Genomic DNA, 15,450 nt, shown 5'->3' on the forward strand with positions numbered 1-15,450 from the left:
CATTTGGTGCGCAGCCGGCCCGCCAGATTTTTGGCTGGCGCAGCGGTGCTTCAGTCGGTCTCTGGCGATAGCGGGGGTAGCAATGGCCCCGAGCGATCCACCTTTTCGCCGAGCTGATTTATTTCGCCAATGCGCGGTTCGCGAGAGGTCTCAACCGCGTGGCTATCAATTGAATGGTCAATTGATTTGCAACTGATTTGAATGCATTGGGCTTCTTCGTGCGAAATCCGAGTGCGCGATCGACTTCGTAATTGGACCAAAAGAGAGTAACTGGGAGTTTGAGAGTTTGTCGGAATTAAATTCCTGGAGATTAACTCTTCGCCTGTTTGAATTAATTCATTCGGGGCTAGAGAAGACCGGTTTGGAAGCCACGGAGTACGACCCCGGGCGTCCTCGGTGCAGCACACTTGTAATCCCAGTCTAATTATTCGCTAACTCTCATCTAATTATCGAGTCAGCTTGTGGTCAGTAGATGTCCCTGCTCCAAATCCAAGGACCGTAAATGCACGTGCGAATTGAGCATCCATCGCGCTTTGACACACAAATGTCACCCGCAATTTCTACATTTCTCCCCGATGTGGCATTTGTTAAGGAAAAAGCAGATGCCTCTGACGCCACTTGCAGGCCGGAAAGACCATCCATAACTCACTGCCCCAAGATACATATGAACATTCTCAATAAAAAAGCCCTGTTCACGTCCTTGACGACGGTCGCGGCTTGCGTGCTCGCCGCTTGCGGGGGGGGCAACGACGGGGGCGGCAGCTTCTTCCCGTTCACCACGCCGTCCGCCAGCAACGGCACGACCTTCAGCGGCGTGGTTGCCGCCAGCGGCTTCGTGCCGGGCAGCGCCACGGGCGACCCGACCCTCAAGGCCGGCTACTACCAGAAGGCCACGGTCTTCGTCGACACCAATGGCAATGGCGTGCTCGACAGCGGCGAAGTGTCGGCAGTCACGGACGCCAGCGGCAAGTTCACGCTGACCACCACCCAGACCGGCCCGCTGGTGGCCGACATCAGCACGAGCGCGATCAACACCTCCACCGGCACCCCGGTGGCCAGCCACCTGATCCTGCGCGCTTCGACCGCCCAGATTGCCGACCAGGGCGCGGGCAAGGTCGTCATCAGCCCGCTGTCGAGCGAAGCGCAACGCCTGGTGGAAGCCAACGGCAGCAGCTATGCGGCCGAAAGAGCCAATCTCCTCACGCGGCTGAACGGGCCAACCTTCAACCAGGGCACGGCCGCGATCACCGACCCGCTCGCGGACGTCAACACCCTGAGCGGCGCCAGCCAATACGCGGTGCTGTACGAAGACAACCAACTGACCAACCGCTACACCTATGCGACGACCAAGCTCGACCGCAAGGACATGTTCCCCGACAACCTGGCCGTCGCGGGTGGCGACCCCCGCCTGGCCGGGCTGTCGAACGTGACCCTCACCAACAACGTCGCGCCTTCGGTGCCGACGCAAAAGCAGACGCCCATCACCTTCGCGCAGGCGCAGCAGGCGGCCTTCAACGTGGAAGGCGTGCCGGCTTACGACAACATCTTCGTCATCGTCGAGGAAAACAAGTCGACCGATGTGATCGTCGGCAACCCGCGCGCGGCCAACATCAACTACATCCTCAACAACTACAACCAGCTGAAGACGTATTACTCGACCGGCAACCCGTCCGAGCCGAACTACACCGCGCTGGGCGGCGGCGACGACTTCGGCATCCACGACGACAACTGGTTCGGTTGCGGCGCCGTTCCCGGCGGCCCCTACGAAACCAAGGACGTCGCATTTGCCGGTGGTACGGCCTCCGATGGCCAGACCCTGCCCAAGCAGGACAAGCTCCCGCCAGCGAACGTCAACGCCCGTGCCCAGTACCAACCGACCGATACCACTTGCGGCGACGCCCCCACCGGCGGCACGACGCACAACATCCCGGGCAGCAACCTGTTCACGGCGATGTCCAAGGCGGGCCTGACCATCCGCACCTACAGCGAGTCGATGAACCCGGGCCAGGACGTGCGCGCCGACAGCATCATGGACACCGCCGTGACCGCGACCTACGACTCGAGCAAGCTCAAGGGCGCGACCAGCCTCGACGGCTCGGCACCGCCCACCCTGGTCGGTTCGCCCAACTTCGTCGCGCAAGGCGGCCTCTACAAGGTCAAGCACGGCCCGTCGATCGCCTTCCAGGGCGCGCGCAGCCTGCCTGATTTCGTGGCCAACAACCGCACCATCTTCGGCACCCAGTACCAGGAATCGGACTGGCTCAAGTCGTCGATCTACCCGGTGCCGAGCGGCTGGATCTACGACCAGTTCGGCAAGGACCTGGACACGGGCGACGTGGGCAACATCAACTTCATCGTTCCGGACCAGTGCGACGACATGCACGGCGTCGGCTCCGACTCGAGCTGCGCGAACGCCAAGAGCAACGACGCCCAGGAGGCGGGCGCCATTCGCGCCGACATCTACCTGGCCATGGTGGTCAACAAGATCCGTAGCTCGGCGCTGTGGAAGAACCCGCAAAAACGCGTGGCGATCGTCGTGATGTACGACGAAGGCGAGGGCGGCGGCAGCGGTTCCTGCTGCGGCTGGAACGCGGGCGGCACGAATTCCGGCGCGGCGCCGGTGACCGTGGACGCGAACGGCAAGGCGACCGCCACCACGCCGCCGCCCAACTACGCGGCCGGCAACTTCGGCCACGGCAACTCGATCTTCGGCATCATCACCAACCAGCAGGACGTGGGCACGGCGAAGAAGCAGGTTGCGGACAGCGATGCCTACAGCCACTTCTCGTTCCTGCGCACGCTGCAGGACATGTTCCAGATCGCCGACCCGGCCGTGGATGCGTCGTACCTGAACCGCACCAAATACACGGAAGCGTTCATCACGGCCAACATCCTTGCGCTGCCTGAATACCAGAACAGCGCGGACACGCACTTCGACTCGGTGCGGCCGATCAACCATGCGTACGTGATCCCTGCGAGCTACACCCAGAAGCTGTACGCGAACGACATCGTCGGTGTGCAGGATGCCGCCACGGGCAAGCTGGAAGGCCAGATCACCCCGCAAGTGGGCCCTGATGCAAGCCAGGCCAACGTCTGGGCAATCAAGTAAGCCGAAGGCCGCCCCCAACGCAGACGGGGGGCGGTGTTCCAGGCGGAATCCCTTGCGGGGCCGCCTGGAACAGCTTTTTCCGGCCTTCGAGCAACGGTGAATGATGAATCTGGTAACGGAAAAGACGGCTTCCCTTGTCATGGCGCTCTCGGTGGCGCTCCTCGCTTTGGCGGGCTGTGGCGGCAAGGGCCCGGCAATGGCGGCAAGCACGGGCTCGCATGCGCCGGCCCTGAGCCCGGGCGCGCAGGTCGGGCAGATGTTGTTCTTCGACAAGAACCTGTCCAGCGGCAAGAACATGTCGTGCGCGAGCTGCCATGACCCGCAATACGCCTACGGGCCGCCGAACAGCATTTCGGTGCAGCTGGGCTCCGACATCACGCAGACCGGCGCGCGTGCCGTGCCCTCGCTGCGCTACAAGGAATCGACACCGGCTTTCGACGACGATGCGCCGAACCCCGACGGCGTGACCTCCAACTCGCCGGGGGGCGGCTTCATGGCGGATGGCCGTGCGGCGACGCTGGCGGCGCAGGCCGCGCTGCCGCTGCTCAATCCGCTCGAGATGAACAATCCCTCGAAGGAAGCGGTCGTGAAGGCGGTCCGGAACGCCACCTATGCCGGCTTGTTCAAGCAGGCCTTCGGCGCCGACGTGTTCAACGACACCGACAAGGCCTTCGACGCCATCGGCACCGCGATCCAGGCGCTGGAGACGGAAGACCTGAGCTTTCACCCGTACAGCAGCAAGTACGACCTCTATGTCTTCAACAAGGCCGGCGGCACGCTGACGCCGGCCGAACGGCGCGGCGAGGTCGTGTTTCACAGCACCGGCGTTGCCAACTGCTCGGGCTGCCACTACACGGGCGCCAACTTCAACGGCAACACCGGCCTGATGACGGACTTCACCTACCAGGCCCTGGGCGCGCCGCGCAACGACAGGTCGATCCCGAACAACCCCGACCCGATTCCCGCCAACGACGATCCGAAGTACTTCGACATGGGGCTGTGCGGCCCCTACCGTACCGACCACATGCCCGCCACGCCGGAGACCCCCAACCCCTACTGCGGCATGTTCAAGGTTCCGGTGCTGCGCAACGTGGCGACGCGAGGCGCCTTCTTCCACAACGGCGTGCTCCATTCGCTGGAGCAGGTCGTCAACTTCTACAACACGCGCGACACCAACCCGGAGTACTGGTATCCGGCCGACAAGGACGGCACCGGCACGCCGCAGGCCAACCCGGCCTGGGCGCTGCAACCCACCCATGTACCGGGTGCTACGGTCCGCAAATACAACGACCTGCCGCATGCGCAACAGGGCAGCATCGACGAGGAAGTGCCGATGGGCACGGGCGAGGGCGGCGACAAGACGCTGGCCAGCGGCACGAAGCCGCGCGCGCCCGGCTCCCCGCCGGCCATGACGCCGCAGCAGATCGCCGACCTGGTCTGTTTCCTGGGTGTCTTGAGCGACGGCTACCAGCCTGCCGCCAAGCCACCGGCGACCGGCAAATGCGTGAACTGAAGACGGCTTGTTGATTCGATGACGCATACAACCTCAGTCCTTGCGCGCCGCGTCTGCGGCGTTGCGTTCCTTGTGGCGCTGCTGGCCTCGCTGGCCGGCTGCGACAACGAACAGGCGCGCTTTCCGGAGCGCGACAACTTCATGGCGACGGTCAACGACTATCTCGCGCAGCGCGGCCACGTGTGCCTGGCCAAGTACACATGGCCGATCACGGTGGCAGCCGGATCGCACGAACCCGATGCGCAGCAGATGCCGGTGCTCGAGAAGCTGGGCCTGGTGACGGGCAGGGATGTCGCGGCCAGCCAAGCGAACGCGCCGGCTCGCGAATACGCACTGACCGATGCGGGGCGCAAGTACTACCTGCAGGTGCCCGTGGTGATTCGCACCACGGCGCAGACGGTGACACACCCGGCCGACCTCTGCGCGGCCACCCTGAGCCTGGACCGCCTGGTCGGCTGGGACCCGCCGCAGACGCGCGACGGCCGCACCGCGACCTCCTTGCTATTCACCTACCGCATCGCGCCCGACCAGTGGGCCAGCACGCCCGAAGTGCAGCAGGTCTTCCCGCTGCTGTCGCGCGCCATCCAGCGCGAGGGAACCATGCAGGTGCGCCTGGGCGTGCACCTCACGCGGCGCGGCTGGGTCGCGGACGAGCTGGACATGCACTGAGTCCGCAATCGCCATTGCTCCTGAAAACAACCACAGACCCCATGAATCTCTCTTTCATCTGCCCGAGCCGGAGCCCCCTGGCTTCGATCAAGACTCTGACGGGCATCGCCATGATCTGCGCACTGGCCGCATGCAGCGTGAGCCACGATCCCAAGGCCCCCACCGCGGAGAACCTCGCGCCCGCACTGGATGAACATCTGGCTCAGCGCGGCGACATCTGCCTGGCCATGTCCGACTGGCCGATCGATCTGACCGAAGCCGAGGCCGGCTCCGGTGCACGCCATGCCATCCAGTTCCCGGTGATGGAACAGCTGGGCCTGGTGCACAGCACCATCGTGGCCGTGCCGAAGAGCAGCGAGAACCCCGACGGCGCCGTCAAGCGGTTCGAGCTGACGGACGCCGGCCGCAAGTTCTACAAGCCGCATCCTTACGCTGTCCGCGGCGCCGAGCACGCCAACGACTTCTGCGTGGCGCATCTCAAGCGCGAGAAGATCGTCGACGTCAAGGTCGACACATCCGATGCACAGCATCCGCTGGCGGTGGTGAGCTACACCTACCGGATCGACACGGCCCCGTGGATGCAGAACGCCGACGCGCAGCGGGTGTTCCCGATGGTCACGCGCATCGCGAACGGCGCCGGCGGGCAACTGCAACTGCGCCAGGGCTTCACGCTCGGAGACAAGGGCTGGGTCGCGCGGCTGGGGCCGGTGTGAGTCCATGGGCACCGTCGTCCGCTTCTCGCCCGACCTGGGCCGCTGGCTCACGCACAACCTGAACGCCGGGCGGGCGCCTCAGGCACTGGTCTCCACCATGCTCGGCCGGGGCATGAACGAGCGCGCGGCGCGGGCCATCGTGTCGGCCTACGTCGATGCGCGCCAGCGCGGTGCCGCGATGCCGGCCGATGCCATCGAAATACCGGACGACTCTCCCGCCAGGCCCGTGGCGCGACTCGCACCGGGCACGCGGATTCCGACCACCGATCGCGAGATCGTCGTGCACTCGCGCGGCGAAGACCCGGTCTTCGCCGCGCTCGGCAATGTCGTGGATGCGGACGAGTGCAAGGCCGTGATCGAGATGGCGCGTCCGCGCCTGAAGCCTTCCACGCTGGTCGATCCGATGAGCGGCCACGACGTGGTGAGCGACAAGCGCACCAGCTGGGGCATGTTCTTTCGCCTGGGCGAGAACGAGCTGATCGCGCGTCTCGACCGGCGCCTGTCGGCGCTGATGAACCTGCCGCTCGAAAACGGCGAGGGGCTGCAGGTGCTGTACTACCCCACCGGCGCAGGCAGCGAGCCGCACCACGACTACCTGGCGCCCACCAACGCCGCCAACCGCGAATCCATCGCGCGAAGCGGTCAGCGCGTGAGCACCCTGGTGACCTATCTCAACGACGTGCCGGACGGCGGCCAGACCGTCTTCCCGCACCTCGGCCTGGCGTTCTCGCCGATTCGCGGCAACGCCTGCTACTTCGAATATGGCGACGACAACGGGCGCGTCGATGCGCGCTCCCTGCATGCCAGCGCGACGGTGGACCGTGGCGACAAGTGGGTCATGACCAAGTGGATGCGCGAGCGCCGCTTCGTGGCGGCCGGCGAAGTCGCTGGCGTAGTCCCCGCGGCTAGGTGACTGCAGCGAGCAGGCTGGCCACGCCCAGTCCCACCGCGGCCAGCGCGTCGCCGGCGATCAGGCCGCCGCCGAACAGCGAGCCGCTGCTCATGTCTTGCGGCGCATCTCCGCGCGCGGGTGCGCGGGCGGCCCACAGGCTGCCCGCCACGCCGCCCGCTCCGAACCACAGCGACACCGACAGCGGCACGAAGCCCCCGAACGACAGCGCATACGGCGACGGCAGCACGATCGCGTCGAGCACGAAGCCGCGCGGGCGGATCCACTTGCGCAGGCCCTCGATCAAGAGGCCCGCGGCAATCCCGATGCCGATCGCCGTGCGCTGGTAAGGCACGTCGTCGGTCAGGCCGCGCAGCACGCCGACGAACTTGTAGGTCATGGCCGAGGTCCAGCCGCTCGGCTGCTGATCGGCCTTCAGCACCGTCTGGTCCTGCAGCAGCACCGGGTAGGCCGCCATGAACAGGCGCGCGAACACCACCGCGAGCACGGCGCCCACCACGATGCCCATCACCTGGTAGCGGAACTGCAGCGCACGCGAGCTGCCGAGCCTCCAGCCCGTGGAGCGGTCCTGCTGCATGTCGCAGGCCACGCCCGTGGCCATGAGCAGCACCGCACCGGCCATCAGCCCCACCGTGGGGTCGCGCAGTCCTAGCGCGGCAAGGATGACGACGGTCACGACGAAGGCCGAGGAGATCGGGTTCGAATCGCTCACACCCACCGAGATCCCGTTGACCAGCGCGAAGACGAACACCAGCGCCACGGCCACCACCAGATAGAACACCGGCTGCGCCAGCAGCCAATGCCCGCAGGCCACGGTGGCAGCGCCCCAGAACAGCACCCAGAGCGCGAGACCGCGCGTGACCCCGGGCTTGGGCATCTCGTCGGGTGCTGCTGCCTGCCGCCGCGCGCCCGGCAATGCACGCCAGAAGATCAGCGCCATGTCCAGGATCGCCGCGCCCATGATCGTGCCCAGCGCGATGAGGAACATGACCTTGCGTGGCGCGTCGTCCGCCTGCAGCCAGCCGGCCGAGACGAACCACGGCTTGAGCGCCAGTCCGATGAGGCCTCCGGTCACCGCCGGAACGCCGATGCGCGCGCCCACCACCAGCCCCGCGCCCAGGGGCGAGGCCGACATGCCGATGGCGCCCAGCACCGCCAGCCGCGTCGTGGCCAGCCCTGCCACCAGCCCGATGCCCATGCCGCCGCCGAGCTGCTTCACCGAGCGCCGCAACAGCACCGGATCGGTCAGCGCGCGCAGGATGTTGGCCACCGCCAGCCCCGACGGGTAGGTCAGCCGCATGCGGTCCACCAGCACCGGCGTGTAGAGCATGCCCACGCCCGCGCCGAGCATGCCGATGCAGGCCAGGTACAGCATCAGGCGCCATGCCGGCGGCTGCGGCATGCCCATCCACGCCATTGCCTGCAGCAGCACGCCCAGTCCGCTCATGGCGGCCACCGAGGCGGCCGCCGTCTGGATGTAGTTGGCGCCGTGCCGTCCGCTCGCGCCGTAGCCCGCCGTCACGGCCGAGCCCAGCAGGCCCGCGAACACCTGGCCGCCGACGAAGAAGCCGAGCGAGAAGTTCATGTAGGCCGCCGTCACGCCGGCCAGCGGCCCGAGCACGAGGGCGCCCGCGGCCACCAGCAGCAGGTGGTAGCGCCAGCCGCCCTCGGCCGGCAACCAGCGCCGGAGGGCTTGCGGGGATGCTTGCGAGGGCGGCATCAGGCGGCCGTGTCGAAGTCGAGTTCGCGTTCGTAGAGCTGCAGCGGCTGGGGCCGGCCGAACAGGTAGCCCTGGCACACGCGGCAGCCGTGGCGCTCGAGGAAGTCGCGCTGCGCCTGCGTTTCCACGCCCTCGGCCACGATCTGCAGCTCGAGGTTGCGCGCCATGCCGATGATCGTCTGGATGATCAACTCCACCTTCGGATTCAGCCCGATGCTGTGCACGAAGAACTTGTCGATCTTGATCTGGCTCAGCGGCAGCTGCGTCATGTAAGAGAGCGACGAATAGCCCGTGCCGAAATCGTCCATCGAGAACTGGATGCCGCGCGCGGCCAGCGCGTCCATCTTGCCGATGGCGTCGACCACTTTTTCGTGCAGCAGGCTTTCGGTGAGCTCCAGCTTGAGCTTGCGCGGGTCCGCGCCGGTGCGCTGCAGCACCAGGCTCACCTGGTCGACGAAGTCCGCCTCGCGAAACTGCCGCGCGCTCACGTTCACCGACAACTGCAGATGGCGGCGGCGCGGATCGTCGCGCCAGGCCACCAGCTGCATGCACGCGGTCTCCAGCACCCAGAGGCCGAGCGGGATGATGAGTCCCGTGTCTTCCGCCACGTCGATGAACTCGTGTGGCAGCAGCAGGCCGCGTGCCGGATGGCGCCAGCGGACCAGCACCTCCGCGCCCGTCACCACGTTCTCGTCCGTGACCTGGCTCTGGTAATACAGCACGAACTGCCGGGCGGCGATGGCCGCGTGCAGCTCGCTTTCCAGCGTGGCGCGCGCGGTGATGGCGGTCTGCATCCCGGCCTCGAAGAAGCGCAGCGCGTTGCCGCCGGCGGTCTTGGCGTAGTACATCGCGATGTCGGCCTGCTTGAGCACCTCCTCCATGGATGCGTTCCTCGCATCGAAGAGCGCGGCGCCGATGCTGCAGGTGCTGTGGTGCTGCTGCAGGCCGAGCTGGTAGGGCTGGTTCAGCCGCGCGAGGATGGCCGCGCCCATGGTCTCGGTCTGCGAGGTGGCGACGACGTTCTGCGTGCCCAGGTCTTCAAGGATCACGACGAACTCGTCGCCGCCCAGGCGCGCCACCATGTCGCCTTCGCGCAGGCATTCCTTCAGCCGCTGCGCAACCTGCTTGAGCATCACATCGCCGATGTCGTGGCCGAGCGCGTCGTTCAGCGTCTTGAAGTTGTCGAGATCGAGAAACAGCAGCGCGCATTGGCGCGAGCCGCGCGCGGTGGAGCCCATGGCCCGCTTGAGCCGGTCGAGCAGCAGCCGGCGGTTGGGCAGGCCGGTGAGCGTGTCGTAGAAGGCAAGGTGCTCGATCTCGCGCGCGGCGCGTTTGCTCTCCGTGATGTTGCGCAGGATGACGATGAAGCGCGCGTCCTGGCCGGCGCCTGTCGATTTGCGCGAGGCGGAGATTTCGAACCAGTCCTTGTCCCGCGCGTGGCGCAGCTCGAACTGCCGCCCGGCCGAATGGCCGTTGGCGTCGGCGTCGTACAGCGCGCCCATGACTTCGGAGGCGGCCTCGGCCGGCAGCAGTTCGGACAGCAGGTGCCCGACCGGGTTCTCGATGTCGATGGCCGGGAAGGGCACGCGCGGCGAGTGATAGCCGCGGCATCGGCCGTCCAGGCCGACTTCGAGCAGCAGGTCGGGCAGCGCATCCAGCGTGGCCTGCAACTGCGCCTTGCTTTCGATGATCGCCGCCATGTGGCGGCGCTTCTCGGTGATGTCCTGGTAGACGCAGACGATGCCGCCGTCGGGTGTGCGGCTGCGCGCGGCACGGATCACCCGGCCGTCCTGCAGCAGCGCCTCCTGCTCGGAGTACGACTGACTCATCTGCGGCATGTTCAGGGCCGTCCAGTCGGCCGGGCCCTGGTCATGCACCACATGAAGGGCGGTCTCGTCCATGATGCGGCGAAACGGCAGCTGCGGCGCGATCATCGGCTCGACCCAAGGGAACATCGCGACGAAGCCGCGGTTCCAGGTGAGCACACGGTCGTCCGAGTCGAGCAGGATGAAGCCGTCGATCATCGATTCCAGGGCCTGGTCGAGGGTGAACTTGGACCGCAGCAGCTCCATTTGCGCGAGCCACTGCCGCCGCAGCTGGATGTGCGTGAAGCAGGCCACCGCCAGGATCATCAGCCCGATGGCGACGGCCGTCCATGCGATCAGGTCGCGCTCGCGGCGCCACTCGCGCAGTGCCGAGGTCAGGGGAATGCTCGCGACGATCAGCAGATTGCGGTGCAGTGTCGGGCGGGCCACGACGATGGCCGGCAGGCCGCTCAGGCGCGCTGCCATCCGCGTAGGCTTGCCGTCGCTGGTCCTCTCGTGCAGGGCGGGCTCGATCTGTCGGCCGTTGAGATCGTCGCGCGGCGGCAGGCTTGCCAGAAGCGTGCCGCCGTCGCGCTCCAGCGTGACTTCCAGGCCGTAGATGCCGGCGCCCTGGGTCATGATGGTGGCCAGCAGCGAGAGCTGCACCTCGGCCACCGCCATCATGCGAGAGCCGTCGGCCAGCGTGGTGGCGCGCGCCAGGAACAATACCTTCTGCGAAGTGACGAGGCTGGTGGCCGGCTCGCTGATGGCCAGGGTGGAGACGGGGTTGGCCAGCACCTTGTCGAGGAAGCCTTCGGGCAGCGCCAGCGGCAGTTGTGCGCCGCGCCGGTCGGAAGAGGCGACCACCACGCCGCGCGCGTCGACGAAGGCGATGTGGCGCACCAGCAGGTTCTGTCGCACCACGTTGTCCAGCAGCCGGTGGTCCTCGAAACGGCTCATGTCGGCGCCGGCGCTGCCGACGGTGGAGCTGCGCAGCAATTCGTTGGAGCCCGCCAGCAGCATGTCGACGCTCAGCAGCGAGCGGTTGAGTGCCGCCTCGGAGCCGCTGACGAAGCGCACCGCCAGGTTCTCGTGGTCGCTGATCGCCTTCTGGCGCACATCCCAGACGATGAGGCTGGCCACGGTCGCCACTGTGGCGAGAAAAAGCACGGCCACGCCAAAGACGATGGCTGTGACGCGGCGCGGGAATTTCGACTTCACTGAACTGCAGGAGCGCGCAGCCCCATCACCGGTGCCAGCGTCTGGTTCCAGGCCTTGGCGCACTCGGGGCCGCAACGCTGCACCCAGCCCGGCAGCACGCGGGTCGCGAAGATCTCGCGGCGGCGCGCTTCGTCCTGTGGCGACGGCCGAACGGCCGTCATGCGGCCCTTGGTGGGCTTGCCGCAACCGGCGGCCCCGGTGTTGCAGGCGATGCCCTCGTCGGTTTCCCGCTCCGACTGGGTCCATACCGCGGCTTCCAGCTTGGGCAGTTCCTTGCGCAGCAGCGCCTGCAGATCGGCCGGCAGCGCGTTGAGGCTTTCGCGGTTGGCGGCGAACACCGCGACGCCCCAACTCAGCGGCATCGTGTAGATGGCGCTGGTCACCTCATGCAGGCCCAGCGTGTGGCCCGACATGGTGCCGGTGACCGCGCAGTCGGTATTGCCGGATTTCATGTTCGTCATGATCTGCGAGAACTCGGTATAGACCGGCGTGCCACCCACCGCGGAGATGAAATCCGCCTGCGTCGAGCTCGACACCCGCGTGCGCCGGCCCGCAAGGTCGGACAGCTGCTGCAGCGGCCTGTTGCAGAACACCTCCTGCGCCGGGTAGATGTACACGGCCAGCAGCTCGGCGCCATAGCGTTCGCGCAATGCGGTGGCAAGGTAGGGGCGAAATGCGCCGACCGTGCGGCGCAGCGTGGGCACGTCGGGGTTCAGCCCGGCCATGTCGGGCGCGCCGAGTTCCGGATACTGCGTCGAGATCTGGCTCAGGAGCGCCGTGCCGAAAGGCACAACGCCCAGCTGCATGAGGTTGAGCATCTCTTGCCCCGGCACGCCTGCACGGTCGAAGGGCACGATGCTGGCGGTGTAGCGGCCGCCCGACAGCGTTGCCAGATCGCGGGTCCAGAACTGCTCTTCGTGGCCCGTGTACTGCGTGACTCCTCCCAGACCGCCGACGATGCGAAGCCGTTGCTCGGGCGCCGTCTGCGCGTGGCAGAGCAGCGAGGCGAAGAACATCAGGAGTCCGGCGAGGTAGACCAACATAACGCCTGTGCAAGAGGGGTTTCAAATCATTACACAGGTTTTACGGACGGCGATGCGTGAACGCCATCGGATGTTGTAACGCGGCGAGCGTTGGTAACGACAGGTTGGTGTCCAATGCGCGGCACATCGTCATTCACTACCGTCACGGATGGAATTCGCAGCATGAAGCTAGGCAAGATCGTTCTCGGAGGGCTCGCTGTGCTGGCCATCGCCGGTGCCGCGGGCTGGTTCAGCCTGGACAAGGAAACGCGCGGACTGCTCTCCACGCTGCCCACCAACAGCGATGTGCTGTTCTGGAGCCAGCGCCAGCGCGATGCGGGCTTCCGCGCCCTCGACCGCCTGCCGGTGCTGGCCAAGGCGCATGTCGTGGCCGCCGGTGCCGCGCCCTCGGCCTTGCCGCCGGGGCCGCCGCTGGCGCTGCCCGTGGACGTCGATGCATACATGGCGCAGCAACGCAGCGCCGCGCTCGTGATCCTGCACGACGGGAAACTGCGCCTGGAGCGCTACGGCCTGGGCTTCGACCGCGAAGGGCGCTGGACCAGCTTCTCGGTGGCGAAATCCATCACTTCCACGCTGCTGGGTGCCGCCGTGCGGGACGGCCACATTCGCAGCCTCGACGACAAGGTAAGCGACTACATCCTGGAGATGAAGGGCTCTGCCTATGACGCTGTCAGCATCCGCCAGCTGCTGACGATGACCTCCGGCGTGCGCTGGAACGAAAACTACGGCGATCCGCAGTCGGACGTTGCGCGCTTCAACAACCATCGGCCGGAGCCGGGTGCCGACGCGCTGGTGAGCTACCTGCGCCAGCTGCCCCGGGTGGCACCGGCGGGCACCCGCTGGAACTACAGCACGGGCGAGACCAATCTGGTGGGGGTGCTGGTGGCGCGGGCGACGGGCAAGCCACTGGCCACTTATCTCTCGGAGAAGATCTGGCGGCCGGCCGGCATGGAGCAGCAGGCCACGTGGATCCTGAACCGCACGGGCCAGGAAATCAGCGGTTGCTGCATCCAGGCGGCCACGCGCGACTTTGCCCGCTTCGGGCAGTTCGTCCTCGACGGCGCGCGCGTCGGCGGCCAGCCGATCGTGCCGGACGGCTGGCTGGCCGAGGCCACCACGCGGCGCACGGACATCGGCCAGCCGGGCCGCGGCTACGGCTATCAGTGGTGGACCTACGACGACGGCAGCTTCGCGGCGCGCGGCATCTTCGGCCAGGGCATCTTCATCGATCCGAAGCGCAGGCTGGTCATCGCCTCGAATGGCAACTGGGCGGGTGGGGCATCGAGCCGCGTCGACAGCGCGGCGCGGGAGGACTTCTACAGGGCGGTGCAAAAGGCCATCGACGACGAAAGCGTGGGAAAGCCGGGTGGCTAGCCCACCCGCATTGACAGTTCCACGTCGGCGGCGAAGGGTACCGACAGGTATCCGCCGTCGGAAGCGCGCACGCGTGCCAGGTACTCCGGGCTGTGGTCGGCGTTGTCCGCCACGATCAGCGCACCCGGCCGCAGGCGGCTCTCGACCAGCGCCAGGACGTCGGGGTAGAGCGCCTTTGCGCCGTCGAGCAGCACCAGGTCGATGGTCTGGGGCAGGTCGACGGCCAGTGTCTTCAATGCATCGCCTTCGCGGATTTCGACCAGGTCGCTCACACCCCCCTCGGTCAGGTGCTCGCGGGCCTTGGCGATCTTCGATGGCTCGAACTCGCTGCTGATGAGCCTGCCGCCACCGTTGTCGCGCAGCGCGCCAGCCATGTACAGGGTCGACAGGCCGAAGGAGGTGCCGAACTCCACGATGTTGCGCGCGTTCATGCTGCGCGCCAACTGGTAGAGCAGCACGCCGGTCTCGCGCGACACGGGCAGCCAAAGATCCTTCATTCGGCCATAGAGGTCGAGGTACTCGGTCTTGCTGTGCATCAGCCGTTCGCGTTCCTCGCGGCTGATGTTGGCGATGGCAGGGCTGGTTGCCGCGGCGGCCTGCAGGAACAGGCGGTCCAGCAAAGGGGCGAGGGGAGGGGAGGTCAGGGTCGTCATTGGGTTCTTCCGTGTGAAAAAGCAGATGCGAAATAATATGAAGAACCCTTCATGTTTTCTATTCGCGTTACGGATCCTGCCCATGCCCGACCGCCCAAGTGCCTCCATCTCCTCTCGCAGAAAGCCCAAGCAGGCGCGCTCGGCCGACCTTCTCCAAGCTATTCTTCAGGCAGCTATTCAGGTTTTGGCGAAAGAAGGGGTGAGCCGTTTCACCACCACCCGCGTTGCCGAGAGGGCCGGGGTGAGCGTGGGTTCGGTCTATCAATACTTTCCGAACAAGGCGTCGATCCTGTTTCGTTTGCAGAGCGACGAATGGCGGCAGACCACGGAGATGATGCGCGGCATTCTGGGAGACATGCAGCGGCCCGTGCTGGAACGCCTGCGCATGCTCACGCACGCCTTCATTCGCTCCGAGTGCGATGAGGCGGAGGTGCGAACGGCCCTCGGCGACGCCGCACCGTTCTACCGGGACGCGCCGGAGGCGCAGGAAGTGCGCGCCGCCGGTGGCGAGATCGTGAGGGTGTTCATGAAGCAAGCACTGCCCGCGGCCTCAGATGCCACGCGCGAAATGGCGGGCGACCTGATCGTGAGGACGCTCAGCACGGTGGGCAAGGATTTTTCGGAGAGCCCCCGAACCACCGACGAGATCGAGGCCTGGGCGGACGCCATGGCCGACATGCTCTGCGCTTACATGGAAAGCCTCGCATCGCGTTGAGCCGC

11 protein-coding genes are annotated in these 15,450 nt (G+C 66.6%); 7 read left to right on the forward strand and 4 right to left on the reverse strand.

All coding sequences use genetic code 11. The annotated features are described in order from the left end of the window. The first annotated feature begins 664 nt into the window (after window positions 1–664). The 5 genes from ACWV14_RS34235 (at window position 665) to ACWV14_RS34255 (ending at window position 6,917) form a co-directional block, all read left to right on the forward strand. The gene (locus ACWV14_RS34235) at window positions 665–3,109 is read left to right on the forward strand and encodes a phosphoesterase (RefSeq protein ID WP_454908250.1); all 2,445 of its coding nucleotides are present in this window, start codon (window positions 665–667) and stop codon (window positions 3,107–3,109) included. Between the two features lie 103 nt (window positions 3,110–3,212). Beyond that, window positions 3,213–4,622, forward strand: coding sequence for a cytochrome-c peroxidase (locus ACWV14_RS34240; protein WP_454908819.1), 1,410 nt, complete (start codon window positions 3,213–3,215; stop codon window positions 4,620–4,622). A gap of 18 nt (window positions 4,623–4,640) precedes the next feature. After that, complete coding sequence (locus tag ACWV14_RS34245) at window positions 4,641–5,291, forward strand: hypothetical protein (protein ID WP_454908251.1); 651 nt, start codon at window positions 4,641–4,643, stop codon at window positions 5,289–5,291. Window positions 5,292–5,332: 41 nt separating this feature from the next. Further along, the gene (locus tag ACWV14_RS34250; RefSeq protein WP_454908252.1) at window positions 5,333–6,004 is read left to right on the forward strand and encodes a hypothetical protein; all 672 of its coding nucleotides are present in this window, start codon (window positions 5,333–5,335) and stop codon (window positions 6,002–6,004) included. Between the two features lie 4 nt (window positions 6,005–6,008). Then, window positions 6,009–6,917, forward strand: a complete 909-nt coding sequence (locus ACWV14_RS34255; RefSeq protein ID WP_454908253.1) for a 2OG-Fe(II) oxygenase — start codon at window positions 6,009–6,011, stop codon at window positions 6,915–6,917. On the opposite strand, the gene ACWV14_RS34260 is transcribed toward ACWV14_RS34255, so the two are convergent. The 3 genes from ACWV14_RS34260 to ACWV14_RS34270 are packed head-to-tail and all read right to left on the reverse strand — an operon-like array spanning window position 6,910 to window position 12,703. Beyond that, on the reverse strand, window positions 6,910–8,634 hold the full coding sequence (locus ACWV14_RS34260) for an OPT/YSL family transporter (RefSeq protein WP_454908254.1): 1,725 nt from the start codon (window positions 8,632–8,634) through the stop codon (window positions 6,910–6,912). The genes ACWV14_RS34255 and ACWV14_RS34260 overlap by 8 nt on opposite strands. Beyond that, window positions 8,634–11,660, reverse strand: a complete 3,027-nt coding sequence (locus ACWV14_RS34265; RefSeq protein ID WP_454908255.1) for a bifunctional diguanylate cyclase/phosphodiesterase — start codon at window positions 11,658–11,660, stop codon at window positions 8,634–8,636. The genes ACWV14_RS34260 and ACWV14_RS34265 overlap by 1 nt, the downstream gene beginning before the upstream one ends. Further along, entirely contained in the window at window positions 11,657–12,703 is a 1,047-nt protein-coding gene (locus tag ACWV14_RS34270) for a TRAP transporter substrate-binding protein (protein WP_454908256.1), read from the reverse strand. The genes ACWV14_RS34265 and ACWV14_RS34270 overlap by 4 nt, the downstream gene beginning before the upstream one ends. A gap of 162 nt (window positions 12,704–12,865) precedes the next feature. On the opposite strand from ACWV14_RS34270, the gene ACWV14_RS34275 reads away from it, so the two are divergent. Continuing rightward, window positions 12,866–14,077, forward strand: coding sequence for a serine hydrolase domain-containing protein (locus ACWV14_RS34275; protein WP_454908257.1), 1,212 nt, complete (start codon window positions 12,866–12,868; stop codon window positions 14,075–14,077). Here ACWV14_RS34275 and ACWV14_RS34280 read toward each other — a convergent pair. Then, complete coding sequence (locus ACWV14_RS34280; RefSeq protein ID WP_454908258.1) at window positions 14,074–14,730, reverse strand: O-methyltransferase; 657 nt, start codon at window positions 14,728–14,730, stop codon at window positions 14,074–14,076. The genes ACWV14_RS34275 and ACWV14_RS34280 overlap by 4 nt on opposite strands. An 82-nt stretch (window positions 14,731–14,812) precedes the next feature. Between ACWV14_RS34280 and ACWV14_RS34285 the strand changes: the two genes are divergently transcribed. Continuing rightward, on the forward strand, window positions 14,813–15,445 hold the full coding sequence (locus ACWV14_RS34285) for a TetR family transcriptional regulator (RefSeq protein WP_454908259.1): 633 nt from the start codon (window positions 14,813–14,815) through the stop codon (window positions 15,443–15,445). Window positions 15,446–15,450: the final 5 nt, after the last annotated feature.

The sequence above is a fragment of the Variovorax durovernensis genome (assembly GCF_977011995.1).